At 42.0% G+C, this 14,453-nt stretch carries 8 protein-coding genes; 5 read left to right on the top strand and 3 right to left on the bottom strand.

Going from position 1 to position 14,453, the window contains the following annotated elements; translation table 11 throughout:
- Positions 1–80: 80 nt before the first annotated feature.
- Together AC6UDA_RS06685 and AC6UDA_RS06680 are read right to left on the bottom strand one after the other, a co-directional pair.
- Complete coding sequence (locus tag AC6UDA_RS06685; protein WP_500708524.1) at positions 81–3,116, bottom strand: YfhO family protein; 3,036 nt, start codon at positions 3,114–3,116, stop codon at positions 81–83.
- A gap of 62 nt (positions 3,117–3,178) precedes the next feature.
- Complete coding sequence (locus AC6UDA_RS06680) at positions 3,179–4,558, bottom strand: hemolysin family protein (protein ID WP_500694099.1); 1,380 nt, start codon at positions 4,556–4,558, stop codon at positions 3,179–3,181.
- Positions 4,559–4,893: 335 nt separating this feature from the next.
- On the opposite strand from AC6UDA_RS06680, the gene AC6UDA_RS06675 reads away from it, so the two are divergent.
- The 3 genes from AC6UDA_RS06675 (at position 4,894) to adhE (ending at position 10,674) form a co-directional block, all read left to right on the top strand.
- Positions 4,894–5,316 carry an Hsp20/alpha crystallin family protein gene (locus AC6UDA_RS06675; RefSeq protein ID WP_500694098.1) on the top strand — a complete coding sequence of 141 codons (423 nt, stop codon included), beginning with the start codon at positions 4,894–4,896 and terminating at the stop codon, positions 5,314–5,316.
- Positions 5,317–5,476: 160 nt separating this feature from the next.
- Positions 5,477–7,828: an HAD-IC family P-type ATPase gene (locus AC6UDA_RS06670; protein ID WP_500695839.1), complete on the top strand. Its 2,352-nt coding sequence runs from the start codon at positions 5,477–5,479 to the stop codon at positions 7,826–7,828.
- A gap of 227 nt (positions 7,829–8,055) precedes the next feature.
- On the top strand, positions 8,056–10,674 hold the full coding sequence (gene adhE, locus AC6UDA_RS06665; protein WP_500711408.1) for a bifunctional acetaldehyde-CoA/alcohol dehydrogenase: 2,619 nt from the start codon (positions 8,056–8,058) through the stop codon (positions 10,672–10,674).
- 47 nt (positions 10,675–10,721) lie between these two features.
- On the opposite strand, the gene AC6UDA_RS06660 is transcribed toward adhE, so the two are convergent.
- Positions 10,722–11,612, bottom strand: a complete 891-nt coding sequence (locus tag AC6UDA_RS06660; RefSeq protein WP_500707414.1) for a LysR family transcriptional regulator — start codon at positions 11,610–11,612, stop codon at positions 10,722–10,724.
- A gap of 119 nt (positions 11,613–11,731) precedes the next feature.
- On the opposite strand from AC6UDA_RS06660, the gene AC6UDA_RS06655 reads away from it, so the two are divergent.
- Both AC6UDA_RS06655 and AC6UDA_RS06650 read left to right on the top strand, forming a co-directional pair.
- On the top strand, positions 11,732–13,387 hold the full coding sequence (locus AC6UDA_RS06655; protein ID WP_500707415.1) for a malolactic enzyme: 1,656 nt from the start codon (positions 11,732–11,734) through the stop codon (positions 13,385–13,387).
- Positions 13,388–13,403: 16 nt separating this feature from the next.
- Positions 13,404–14,375, top strand: coding sequence for an AEC family transporter (locus tag AC6UDA_RS06650; RefSeq protein WP_500696983.1), 972 nt, complete (start codon positions 13,404–13,406; stop codon positions 14,373–14,375).
- Positions 14,376–14,453: the final 78 nt, after the last annotated feature.

The raw sequence follows: 14,453 nt of genomic DNA, 5'->3' as shown, positions 1-14,453 counted from the left end.
TAACAAGTTTAAATGCACAGAATCTTAGAAGTCAAAGCAGCCAAAAAACGCACGGAATTAGTTATCCGTACGTTTTTAATTTAATTTCGTTTCTTTACGATCCAGATGACGATCCCACTGATAGCGAGGATTAAAATTCCGAAGGCGCTCGCAATTGCTCCTAATAGCAGTCCCGGAGTTTGGTATTTCAATTCAATCTGGTGTTTACCAGCTTGAATGGGTGCTCCGACAAAGCCAGTGTTGACCCGAGTAGTTGGTACCTGCTTGCCGTCGACGAAGAGTTTCCATCCCGTTGAATAGGGAATGGAAGTGGTTAAGACGGACTTCTTCTTGTTATTACTGATTCCCTTGACCTCGTTCTTTTTAACCTGAAGGTTTTGGAGACGGTTACGTTGAAGTTTTTGAATCCGTTGTTCATACGAATTGCCAAACGGAACGGCAATAATCTTGGCGTGTTTAAAATTAATCTGGTGGACACCATCAAACGTCAATTTAATTTGATTGCGGCGTTTGGTGGAATACCCTAGGTTAATCAAAGCGTTTTTCTTTTGCGTGTAGTTTGAGAGATTGTCGCGTCCATACTGTGAGTAACCGTTCTTCATTCCTTTCGTTGCAACATTTAAGGAGTACTGACCGACAAACGGAGTGTGGAGGTTCTTTCTTTTCTCGTTTAGTTTCATCATCCGCGTGTAGGGTTGATTTTTGATGGCGTGCTGTCTTTTGGTCATGCTTTCCTTTGAAGCCGACGAGTAATCGTGACTCTGAATGCCCTCTAATTGTAAGTAAATTTCGGCATTTTTGGTGCGGTTAGGTTGCTTAATCTTAAGAAAATACGGAACTGATTTACCGAGGACATCCTTAGTTACCACGCGGAGACCGTCCTGATTTTGCTTCTTGGTGTCATTTTCCAGTTGGACGTTTTCGGAAAGGATCTTTAAGGCGGTCTTCTGAGACGTGTGATTAATGGTTGGTTCGTTGTACTCAACGCTCTTAGAATTGTTAGTGAATGCCGTTAATTTATCGTAGTTATCAAGGGTCTTTTCGTAGTCCGGTTGCACTTCATAACTAAGTTGCTTCTGATTATGTTTCAACTTGGCTGATTTGATGCCCTTAATTGGCGAATCAACATGGACCCCACTGATCATTGCTTGTTCACGCTCGGTTGGGGATAATTTTTGGTACTGTCGGTTTGAGATCGTTTGATCCTGGGTGTAAGCAATTGGAAGTGCGTTCTTGTTTTTTAAAACGTAGGTTCCGTCGGGGTCTTTTTGGTTCACGAGTGGGTTGTCAGACGCAAACAGGAGCGGCTTTTTGTCCTTACCCTTGACCATCTTGAAGCCAAAGGGTTGTGATTTGTTTTGTTGGCCCGTGCGAATAAAGAGGTACTTGACCCCCATTAGATTATCAAGGGTGGTGCGGTAGTCATTTTGAGCGACCGGAGCGTTAAAGGTCCGTTGGTTATTTTGAACGGAATTTTCAAGTTGGCCAATTGCCCCATTTTCCACCGTCAGGTATGACGAAATGTCACGGGTCGAAAATAACATCGGAATGTTGGTATTGATGTTAGAGTAGTTTGATAAGTTGACGTCGTTTCGACCAGCATAGTGGTATCGATTACCAAGTGAGGTCCGATATCCACCCAACCGCGGTTCAACGTACTGATCGGCTCCGTCGTAGAAATTATTGATAAAGTTAGTGGCAACGTGCTTATTAAGCATGCCCTTTGAAAAACCGGCAACGTTGGGACTGTAGTAGCCAATGCCAAGTGAGATAAGGTTTATTATCAAAACGGCGGTCACACTTCCGATGGTTGTCACTGGCTTTAAATGAAAGAGCTGACTACATAGGATGACTCCCATTAAAATCAGCAGGAGGACAATTTCACCGTAGTCATGCGCGCTTAGCTTCATGATGAAGCCGCGAGAAGCCCAAATAAGCACAATGAGGGTGATAATTGCGACAATCATGACTTCCACGTCACGTTTAGTTAACGTGGTGAGATGATCTGAAAGAATTGTGGCAGCCATCCCAATTGGAAGTAAGCCCAAACACATCCACCGGTTTGATGGGGTCGATATGGCGTTGAAGACGGCTCCAAAAGCCGGAATCAGGGCACCAATGAAAACCACCAACAGGCCGATGTTTAGGTAAAGGTATTTCTTGAAGTGGGTCATCGTGTAAACAATGCCCAAAAATCCGAGTCCACTAATCCCAACAATGAGCCAGAAGCTAATGGTCAGGTAACCATTTCCGAGAATTTTACTTGGAATGGAGAGGTAATAGTAGAGAGGATAGAAAAGATAGCCGTTCGCAAAGGTCGAAGTGGTCCTCGTGGAACTTAGGGCAAATAAGAGGGTCGGGGCGAAAATAACAGCACTAATCAAGATTCCCGCTAGAATGGCCGCAACCATTTTGACCAGTGCGCTCACAAAATGAAAGTCAGGTTTTTTACGAAGGCTGAAATACCTAATGATGACGTAGATAATACTGCCAAGCCCAATGATGTAAGCAAAGTAGAAGTTACTTAAAAAAGTTAAGGAAACGGCCAGCATCAGTGGAATGAAGGAATGGTTAGAAATGATGCGTTCGACGCCGTAGCAAATCAGTGGGAAGAAAATCATCGGTAGAATAAAAAAGGGATGGTGCATCCCCGAATAAAGAGCGTAACCCGCAAACGTGTAAGTTAAAGTTCCGAGTACAATACTGTATTTTTTAAAATGAAATTGTTTAATGAATAGTAAAAAGGCCAATCCGGCAACGTACAGGCGCAGGATTACCAGGAGCCCATATCCCAGTTCCAGTAAGTGGTCTGGGAATAAAACGATCAGGTAGTTGAAGAGATCACCGACTACGTAGTACGAAAAACTGGTTAACTGATCAGCACCGAGGCCAATGTTAAACGACCAGTTAGTAAAGCCGTGACTGGGATGGGCAAGAAATTCAGTTAGCATGTGTTTAAAGTTTACGAGAATGGGATAGTGTTGGGCAATTCCGTCCATTCCCCAAATTAGTGAGTTACCGGTTAAGTAAAACGTCCAGATGTAGGCCATGATAATAATCAGAAAAATTAGACTGTAAAAAAGCCAATCCGGACATTTTTTTAAAACTGTTTTCATTGTTTCTATTACCCCTATGTATTAGTAAAGCCGAGGAGGATCCTCGGCTTTATTGATATTAGTTATTTGTCTTTTTGGTCGTCATCTGCGTCTGATTCATCATCAGTTGGTTCCAGTTTATTGACCTCTAGCCAGTTAATGAACGAGTTCTTGTAGTCAAGAACCTTAAACTGAAAGCCATCAATGGTAACAACGTCACCCACTTTAATGTGAGGGTTTTGTTCAATGATGAAACCAGCAATCGTAACGATGTCAGAGTCGTCAAAAGCAGGCATCTCAACGTCGAAGTACTTTTCAAAGTCATACGTGTTTAATTTTCCGTTCACCTGGAAGGTGCCATTGGGCTGTTTAAAGATGTATTCGTTAACCTGCGGATCGATTTCGTCTCGAACGGTCCCAAACAACTCTTCGTAGATATCCTTATCGGTAATTAAACCAGACGTTCCACCGTATTCATCGATTACGACAACAATTGGTTGATGCATCTTAATCATTTGTTGAAGCACCATCGTAATGGGGGTGGTTTCGGGGGTCGTACTAATCTTTCGGATTAGTTTTCCGACCTTGACGTTGGAATCGACCTGCGATTGTCTGACCAAATCGTAACTGTAAACGTACCCCAGAATATTATCCTTATCGTTGTCTTTGACAACGGGAATTCGACTGAATTTCTTTTGAATGTAAACGTTAATGGCGTCTTGAACCGTGTCGTTGATGTCAATCGTTACCAATTGGGTCCGGTCAATCATGATGTCCCTGGCCACTTTGTCGTTTAATTCAAACGATCGTTGCATGTACAGATAGTCGTTTCGCTCCAGGTCACCGTTTTTAACGGCATCCTTTGAAAGACTCAAAATCTCTGATTGCGAGAAGGCCTCATCGTTTTCGTTTGCCACCGGGATTCCCAGTAACTTAACCACGCCAGTTGCTGACACATTTAGTAACCACACAAATGGATAGAATAAAATGTGAAAGAAGTGAAGCGGACCAGCAATCACGCTCAAAACCTTCAGTGGCATGTCAATACTAATATTTTTAGGCACAATTTCGGTAAAGACCACTTCTAAATAGGTAAGTAAAAGTACCCCAACAATCGCACCAACACTGTGAGCGGTAGCAGGATTAACACTGAAATCCTTTAATTCCATGATGGAAACCAGGATTTCAATCACGAATGATTCACCAATCCAACCAAGAATGATTCCCGCAAGTGAAACACCTACTTGGGTTGTCGAAAGATACTCATTAAGGTTGGTTACCATTTTCATTTCACGATTAACTTTTTTCTTCTTTTTGTCACTGATATCTTCATCATCCAGTTTTTCTTGGAGGGCACTTGGCCTTGATTGGACCAGTGAGAACTCACACGCGACAAAGAATGCAGCAAAGAAGAACGTTATTAAAATAATTATTAGATCAAGTATTATCTGACCGGTATTCAAATTTCATTCCTCATTTCAAAATTTTAAACAATAAATATATTATAACGTACTTATCCATTTTTTTAAGTATTTAAGATGAGCGGCATAATTAATTGATTTTATCATAAAGCCGCTTGAATGGAAGCAATTTATTAAAATAAATTCCTTATTATGTTACGAAAAATTTTTGATTTTATGGTTTCGAGGAAAAATTAACGGTTAATACGAAAGTTATTTTGTAAGTAGCACTTTTTACCCCAATTATGAGCTAATTTCTTGTGTGAAAGGGACGATCCATCCTAGTATAGAGGGTGCTAAGAGATTAGCAAATAAAATAATAAAAAGGGGTTTTAGTTATGGCAAACGATTTAAGAAAAGCTAGTTATGATCCAATGGATGACTTTTTTGGCGACTTTGGCAAGAGTTTATTAAACTCAGTTGCTGGAAGCAACAGAATGAAAACTGATGTTTTAGACCAAGGCGATGACTACGTCGTAAAGGCAGAATTACCTGGCTTTAGAAAAAATGATATTGACATTAGTTATGATAACGATACCCTATCAATTCATGCTGTTCATGACATTGACAAGGAAAATAAGGGTGACAATGGTCGGATCTTAAGTAGAGAACGTTCATCAAGTGACGTTAACCGTTCGTTTTACATCCCTGATGTTGATGAGACCAAGATTTCAGCTGATTACGATGGCGGTGTTTTGACCATTACTTTGCCAAAATCACAAGATGATGAAACCCAAAACCATCACGTTGAAATTGACTAATTTAATTTAGACTAAGTGTTAAGAGATGATCCGGTTGGACCATCTCTTTTTTTAACTATTTTTAAAGCTTTGCGCTTTTCTTTCATTAGTGGTGCAAAATTTAATTCCTTCTTATACAATATTAATTAGAAATGAATTAATTACATAAGGAGGTGTAACTGTGGCAAGTGACCAGATCGATATTAATAACGTGAATCCGAGTGAGGGACTAACGAGTACGGAAGTTAAACAACAGGTGGCAGACGGTTATAAGAATACGGCGCCTAAACCACTAACGAAGTCTGTGAAACAGATCTTGGTGGAAAACATCTTTACGCTGTTTAACGTAATCAACGTAGTTCTTGGTGCGCTAGTATTCTATACTGGTAGCTATATCAACATGTTGTTCTTGGTGATTGCCATAGCGAACACTACCATCGGAATCTTTCAGGAGATTCGTTCTAAGCGCCAGGTTGACAAAATGGCGTTGTTGTCTCAGAGCAAGATCAAAGTTCGACGGAACGGAAAAATTGAACTTATTCAACCGGACCAGATTGTTTTAGGAGACATCGTTGAACTGGATCGTGGGGACCAGGTACCGGTTGACGGAGTCGTAAAACAAACCAAGGGGATTGAGGTTGATGAGTCTCAAATCACCGGTGAATCCAATCCAATTGAGAAAACCACCGGAGATGAACTGACGTCTGGCAGTTTTCTGGTTAGTGGAAAAGCCTTCATGCTTGCAACTAAAGTTGGCGATGAGACCTTTGTTAACACGATTACAAACCAGGCTAAGACCGACAAGAGTAAGAACAGTGTCTTAATCTCGCTGATTAAAAAAATCATCAAAATTCTGACTTTTATTATCATTCCACTTGGAGTAGCACTTTTTGTTTCCCGTTTGATGCACGGGGTGAGCGTTAATAATGCCATTCTGGGAACCGTGGCGGCCATGATTGGGATGATTCCGGAAGGGTTGGTTCTTTTGACGTCAGTGACCCTCGCAATTTCTGCCTATCACCTGGCAAAAAAACGGGTCTTAGTCAGAGACCTTTCTTCCATTGAAACTCTGGCACGGGTGAACACGATCTGCCTGGATAAAACCGGGACGATTACCAGTGGCGAATTGAAATTTAAACAGATGGTGAAAGAAGCTCCTAATTACACTGATCAACAAATTGCCGAAATCATGGGCTCTTTGGTCCATGAAATTGATGACAATAACGAGACCGCTTCAGCGCTTAAAAATGAGTTCAAGCAGCACCCGTACGCTGCTAGTATGATCGTGCCGTTCTCTTCAGCGAGAAAGTGGAGTGGGGCCGAGTTAGACGACAAAGGCAAATACGTCTTCGGAGCACCTCAGTTCATTTTGGATCTAACTGACAAGCAACAACAAGAAGTTAAGCATTACGCCGAACAGGGTTTTCGGGTCATTGCGCTCGCAAAAGTGGACCAATTAAACGAGGATAGTATCGCTGGTAGTGAACTGATTGCCTTAATCTTGATTACAGACGTCATTCGGCCGAACGCTTCTGAAACCCTGCAGTTTTTCTATAACCAGGGGGTGGACTTAAAGGTCATCTCTGGCGATGATCCGGTCACCGTTTCAAGCATTGCCAATCGGGTCGGCATTCACAATTCCGATGATTACATTGACATGACGACGATTGAAGACGACGCCAACTATCGTGATTTGGTCAAGCAGTACGTGGTGTTTGGACGGGTCAAACCCGACCAGAAACAACGGCTAATTAAGGCGCTACAAGAAAACGGTCGGACGGTTGCCATGACTGGTGATGGGGTCAACGACTTACTGGCCTTAAAGCAGTCAGACTGTGGAATCGCAATGGCATCAGGATCTGAGAGTGTCAAGAGTATTGCCGACTTCGTGATTATTGATTCCAACTTCGACGCCCTCATTAAGGTGTTAAACGAAGGTCGGAGGGTGATCAACAACATTGATAGCATCGCCTGCCTGTACCTGATTAAGACCATGTTCTCGGTCATGCTCAGCGTGCTCTTTCTGTTTTTTGCCAGAAACTATCCGTTTCAACCAATTCAACTCACGCCGATTAATGACTTAATGGTCGGAATCCCATCGTTTCTCTTGGCGCTTGAACCAAATTATCGAGCTTTAAAAGACCGCTTTGCTTCTAACATTTATGAAATTTCACTTCCAGCCGCACTAAGTGTCGTTTTCTACATTTTAGTGATTGGTGTGATTGGCGATATTTTTGGACTATTCACCTCAATTACTTCATCACTGAGTGTTTTGATTACTGGGGTCATCTGTTGGTTGGCTTTGACAATGGTTTGTCGACCATTTAACCGCTACAAACTAACCATCGTCGTTTTGAGTATCACACTCTTTTTGGCGGTGTTCATCTTTCTTGGTAAAATTTTCTCGTTGGTCACGATCTTTACGTGGTCAGTCGGAGGAATTGGATTATTATTAGCTCTTACAACTGATTTCACATTTGTTGGGGTGCAAAAGTGTGTCAGATTAGTTAGACATAAACTTTTTAACAAATAAGGATTTAGACAGATAGCGTCATGAGGGCGTTATTTGTCTTTTTAATTAACAGTTAGTGCATTATTTAACAATAGTATTCGTCAAATTAATTAATTATTTTTTAAGAGTTTAATAACCGTCAGAATAATAAGTGATAAAAATAACAATGAACCATTGCTTTTTGAAAAAGATGATGATATGATATTAGTTGTGAAGAAAATAACAAGAAAATATTGGAGGCTGGAAGTATGACAGATGCAAAGCAACAACCCAATGTTGAAGAGATCGATAAGAATATTGATGCCAAAGTTCAAAAAGCACGCATTGCCGTAGATGAGATGAGTAATTTCGACCAGGATAAGGTTGATAAGATTACCCACGCCATGGTACTTGCTGGGGTTAACGCCCACCAAAAATTAGCTAAAATGGCTTATGAAGAAACCGGACGTGGTGTTGAAGAAGACAAGGCCATTAAGAACTTGTTTGCCACCGAAGAAATTTGGCACGATATTCGTAATGATAAAACCGTTGGGATCATCTCAGAAGACTCTGAAAATGACCTGATTAAAGTTGCTGAACCACTCGGTGTTATTGCTGGAATTACCCCAGTTACTAACCCAACCTCAACTACTTTATTCAAGGCAATTATTTCAATGAAGACTAGAAACGCCATCATCTTTAGTTTGCACCCACAAGCCCTTCAATCGTCAATTGAAGCTGCTCGAATCGTGCGTGATGCTGCGGTTAAAGCTGGTGCACCTAAGGACGCCATTCAATGGATTGAAAAGCCTAGTCGAGAAGCTACGAACGCTTTGATTCAGAACCCTGGCGTTGACATTACCCTTGCAACTGGTGGTCCTGGATTGGTTAAGGCCGCATACTCCGCTGGGAAACCAGCTTTAGGAGTTGGTCCTGGTAATGGTCCCGTTTACGTTGAAAAAACCGCCAACATCCCACGTGCCGTTAACGATATCGTTTTATCAAAGACCTTTGATAACGGGATGATCTGTGCCACTGAAAACAGTGCGGTAATCGATGCCGATATCTATAAAGATGTAAAAGAACAACTTGAATTAAACCGGGTTTACTTTGTTCCAGAAAAAGAAAAACAAAAATTAACTGACGCCATGTTTGACAGCAAGCGTCTTAGTGTTAAGGGTCCAATTGCTGGTGCCACTGCGCAACAAATTGCTGACATGGCTAAGATCAAGATCCCAGAAGACACTCAAGTGCTTGCCGTTGAGATGACCGGAATTGGTCCTAAGTACCCAATGTCAGGGGAAAAGTTATCACCAGTTCTTTCGGTCTACAAGTCAAAAGACCACAAGGATGCTTTCAGAATTTGTGCTGAACTTCTAAACTACGGTGGATTAGGTCATACCGCAGCAATTCAAACCTCAGATGATCAATTGGCCGTTGACTTTGGGGTAGCCGTTAAGGCTTCGAGAGTGATCGTTAACTCACCATCTGGTCTTGCTGGAGTTGGTAATTTGTACAACAACATGACCCCGTCACTTACGCTTGGAACCGGATCATGGGGTAAAAACTCAATCTCCCATAACGTTACTGATTATGACTTGTTGAACATTAAAACTATCGCAAAGAGAAGAAATAATATGCAATGGATTAAACTACCTCGAATCTACTTCGAAAAGAACTCAGTTCGCTACCTCCACGACATGCCTGGTATTAAAAAGGCCTTTATTGTTACTAGTCCTTCCATGGTTAAGTATCACTACGTTGACAAAGTCTTAGATGAATTGAACCGAAGAGAAGATGACGTTCAGTACTACATCTTCGATGACATTCATGGTGAACCAACAACTGACATGGTTAACGCTGGGGTTACCCAAATGAACGCCTTTAAGCCAGATACCATCATCGCCCTTGGTGGAGGATCACCACTTGATGCCGCTAAGATGATGTGGTTAATTTACGAAAACCCTGAGACTGACTTCTTTGGTGCAAAACAGAAGTTCTTGGATATCAGAAAACGTGCTTACAGATACAACAAACCAGAAAAATCACAAATGGTTGCCATTCCAAGTACTTCTGGAACTGGTTCAGAAGTAACGCCATTCTCAGTTATTACTGATTCAAAGCTTCACGTTAAGTATCCATTAGCTGACTACGCTTTGACACCTGACGTTGCCATTGTTGATCCACAGTTTGTTAAGACGGTACCAAAGGGCACCATTGCTGCCTCAGGACTTGATGCCTTAACTCACGCGATTGAGTCATACGTTTCAACCATGGCTTCAGATTACACTCGTCCAATGTCACTTCAGGCCATCAAGATGATTTTTGATAACCTGACTGACTCGTACAACGGTAACATGGAAGCTCGAGACAAGATGCATACCGCCTCAACGATCGCCGGAATGGCATTTGCGAACGCTTTCCTTGGAATTACCCACTCAATTGCTCATAAGATTGGTGGACAATTCGGGATCACCCACGGGCTTGCCATTGCCATTACTTTGCCACACGTTATCAGATATAACTTCAAGAAACCAAAGAAGATTGCCACATGGCCTAAGTACGAATCATTTAGAGCCGACGACGATTACGCTAACATCGCTCGCTACCTTGGTCTTCCTGGAAACTCCAATGAAGAATTGAAGGAAGCCTTGGTTCACCGCTTCATCGAATTAGCTCACTCGGTTGGAGTTGAACTTGATCTGAAGTCACAGGGTGTAAGCAAACAAGAGTTAGAAGCAGCTGCCGATCATCTTGCCGAACTGGCATATGCTGATCAATGTACAACTGCTAACCCGAAAGAACCACTGATCGCAGATCTCAAGAAGATGATTCTTGACGAATACGAAGGTGTTGGGGTTGAAACGCAAATTGATAAAGAAGTTTAGTTTCTAAGTTATTAAGAACTAAAAAGTAGGAATTCCAAACGGAATTCCTACTTTTTTTGTGCAATTGATTTGGTTAAAACGTTGATTAATTCTTGCTCTTCGGGTGAAAGAACGTGACTTTTACGAAAGGCCACCGAAACATAAAACGGGGGTAAATCTTCATCGTCAATTGGGATGGGGACAAGGTTGTCGGAAGGTTTAATGGCCTTACTAACCAAAAAGGTGATCCCCACGTCTTCAGAGACTAATTGTTTGGCTAGCTCAATGTCAGACGTACGATACTTAATTTTGGGGTGAATGGCGTGAAGCTTAGACAGATCCGAAAAAACCTGAGTGTGAACGAAGTCACTGGAGAGGCCCACAAACTCTTCGTTTTTGAGGTCAGCAAATTTAACGGAGTGAGCGTCTGCCAGTGGTGACTGTCGATTCACGACCAGCATGAAGTGGTCTTTGGTTAAAACCGTCGCGTCGATCTCACTACTTTCAAGCGGTTTGGATGATCCTAAAAGTGCTAAGTCGATTCGACCGTCTTTTAATTCCCCTAAAAGCTTTTTGGAACCACTCTCTGAGTTATCAAGATCATTTAGGATCCCAAGTGAAAATAGTTTAGACGCCAGCTTGGGAAAATAATAGTTGCCAATGATTGGTGGAAGACCAAAGCGAATGACATGGTCACTGATGCTGCCCATTTCGTTGTTAATTTTGTCTACTTCCTTCATAATTACCTGGACGTGTTTTTCAAGGTCGGCGCCGGCCTTAGTGAGTTTAATTTGGTGGTGGGCCTGATTTCGATTAATTAATTCGACGTTGAAGTTATCCTCTAAACGCTTAATGGCCATGGTAATCGTGGGCTGTTTAACGTGATAATACTTAGAAACGTCGGTGTAATTTTTAAGCTCGGTTAACTTGTTGAAGTACATTAAATCTTTTAGCTTCATGATGACCTCATATAAATTAAATTTATGAATAAATTGTGTTTGACTATCTTTTTGATAGTGAATTAGTATTTAAAAGAATCAATTACAGACTATTTTACTACAAAAAGGAGTCTTAAAATATGGCTAAAGGTGAAGAAATATTGAACAATCCCTTTATCAATAAAGGGACTGCATTTACTGATGATGAACGAAAGACATTAGGACTGGTGGGGATGCTTCCACCGAACGTTCAAACTTTGGGCGAACAGGTTGAAAACGTTTATGACGAATACCAACACAAGGGTAGTGACCTTGAAAAACGCATCTACTTGATGAGTATTTTCAACGAAAATCGGGTTCTATTCTATGCTACCTTCGCTAAACATGTTACTGAATTCATGCCAGTCGTTTACGATCCAACGATTGCTGACTCAATTGAAAATTACTCCAGACTGTACGTTAACCCACAAAACGCGGCGTTTTTATCAATCAATCACGATGACCCTGAAACGATCCGTGAAAGTTTGAAGAACACTGCTTCCGGACGCAATATCAAGTTGATCGTTGTAACCGATGGCGAAGGAATCCTTGGAATTGGTGACTGGGGAACTCAAGGAATTGACATCCCAGTTGGTAAATTAATGGTTTACAGTGCCGCTGCTGGCATTGACCCATCTGAAGTCCTACCAGTGGTCTTAGACGTTGGAACTACTAACAAGAGTTTACTCGACAATCCACTCTACCTTGGTAATCATCAGGACCGCGACTACGGTCAAAAGTACTACGACTTCGTTGACAAGTTTGTAAAAGAAGCAGAAGACTTATTTCCTAATTTATACTTGCACTTTGAAGACTTTGGGCGTGCCAACGCTTCAAACATCCTTGATAAGTACAAGGATGACTACTTGGTCTTTAACGATGACATCCAGGGAACTGGAATTATCGTCCTTGCTGGTGTCTTAGGTGGCCTTAAGATTTCTGGTGAAAAGATGACCGATCAGAAGTACCTGTGCTTTGGTGCCGGAACTGCCGGCGTCGGAATTGCCGAACGGGTTTGTGAAGAGATGGTGCAAGCTGGCTTATCCGAGGAAGAAGCTAAGAAGCATTTCTACATGGTTGATAAGCAAGGCCTCTTGTTTGACGACATGTCCGACCTAACTCCTGGACAAAAAGAGTTTGCGAGAAGTCGTTCTGAATTCTCTGACTCAGAAAACCTGACCGACTTACTCTCAATTGTGAAGGCTGTTCATCCATCAATCATGGTTGGAACTTCTACTCAACACGGCGCCTTCACTGAAGACGTTATTAAGGAAATGGCCGCTCATACTGACCGTCCAATCATCATGCCAATCTCAAACCCAACTAAGTTGGCTGAAGCAACTGCTTCCGATTTGATCAAATGGACTGATGGTCGTGCCTTAGTCGCTACCGGTGTTCCAAGTGCACCCGTTGAATACAACGGAGTTAAGTATGAGATTGGACAGGCTAACAACGCCTTAGTCTACCCAGGAATTGGGTTAGGTGCCATTGCTGCCACCGCCACTAAACTTAACGACGACATGATTAGTGCTGCTGCTCATTCCCTTGGTGGAATTGTGGATTCAACGGTTCCTGGGGCTGCCATTTTGCCACCAGTTGACCAGTTAACCGAATTCTCTGAGACCGTTGCGATTGCTGTTGCTCAAAGCGCAGTTGATCAAGGGATTACGCGCGAAAAGATTACGGACGTTAAGTCGGCCGTTGATGATGAAAAATGGTATCCCGAATACCCAGATTTAACTAATTTAAACAAATAATTGGAGGAATGTTACATTGGCAGCGTTTATTACTTCACTAGAAAGTGTTGCTGAGATTGTCATTGTCATTGCACTTGGATATTTCTTGAGAAAGTCAGGCAAGTTTGCCGACAGTTTTAAGGGAAACATCTCATTCTTAATCATGAATGTGGCTTTGCCTATTTCAATCTTCGTATCAGTATTAGATAATTTGACCCGCGGAAAGTTAGTTGGGCTAGCTGGCGGACTGTTATACACCGTAATTAGTTTTGCGTTAGGTTACATTGTCGCAATTGCCCTAGTCTACATCCTAAAAATTAGAAAGGGTCGTAGGGGAACTTTCATTAACATGGCGGTGAACGCCAACACCATCTTCATTGGGCTGCCTTTGAACTTGGCACTGTTTGGAACTTCTGGGATGACTTACTTCCTGATTTACTATGTAATGAACACCATCTCAACTTGGGCCATCGGAATCTTCTTCATCTCAGGAGACGATCCCACCAAGAAGAAGGGTGAAAGCAAGGGGAACTTTAACTGGAAGAAGTTGCTTCCAGCTCCACTGATTGGTTTCTTGGTTGCGTTAGTTTGGATTCTGATTGTTAACGTTAAGTTGCCAATGTGGATCGACAAGACCTGTAACATGATTGGTGGTCTTGTAACACCATTATCCTTAATCTACATTGGGATTATTTTGGCCGATGCTGGTCTTTCATCAATTCACTTTGATAAAGATTCCATTGCCGCACTACTTGCTCGTTTCGTGATTGCTCCGGCAATTATGATCGGAACCTTACTGGTCTTCATGCACACCGGCGCTGGGATTCCAAACATCGAATTTGGCACCTTAGTAATTCAATCTGCCACCCCTGGTTTGGCTGTGCTTCCAATTCTGGTTAGTCAGTCCCATGGTGACGTTGATTACGCTACTAACTTGGTCGTAACCAGCACGATTCTGTTCGTGATCGTGGTTCCAATCTTGATGGCCATTATCAACTTTATCGTATAGATAAGTAATTAATAAAGAAGTCAGACGTTCAATCTGGCTTCTTTTTGTTTGCACAGGTCACTAACACGGTTTGAAAGT

It is taken from the genome of Fructilactobacillus sp. X8R4C1 (assembly GCF_059900905.1).
Note: the sequence above shows the minus strand (reverse complement) of the source record. Positions and strands in the feature narration are given on the sequence as shown.

What these genes read in the sequence shown, in the direction of transcription:
- adhE (WP_500711408.1), top strand. Translation starts at nt 8,056, where the DNA reads ATGACAGATGCAAAGCAACAACCCAATGTTGAAGAGATCGATAAGAAT.
- AC6UDA_RS06675 (WP_500694098.1), top strand. Translation starts at nt 4,894, where the DNA reads ATGGCAAACGATTTAAGAAAAGCTAGTTATGATCCAATGGATGACTTT.
- AC6UDA_RS06655 (WP_500707415.1), top strand. Translation starts at nt 11,732, where the DNA reads ATGGCTAAAGGTGAAGAAATATTGAACAATCCCTTTATCAATAAAGGG.
- AC6UDA_RS06660 (WP_500707414.1), bottom strand. Translation starts at nt 11,612, where the DNA reads ATGAAGCTAAAAGATTTAATGTACTTCAACAAGTTAACCGAGCTTAAA.
- AC6UDA_RS06685 (WP_500708524.1), bottom strand. Translation starts at nt 3,116, where the DNA reads ATGAAAACAGTTTTAAAAAAATGTCCGGATTGGCTTTTTTACAGTCTA.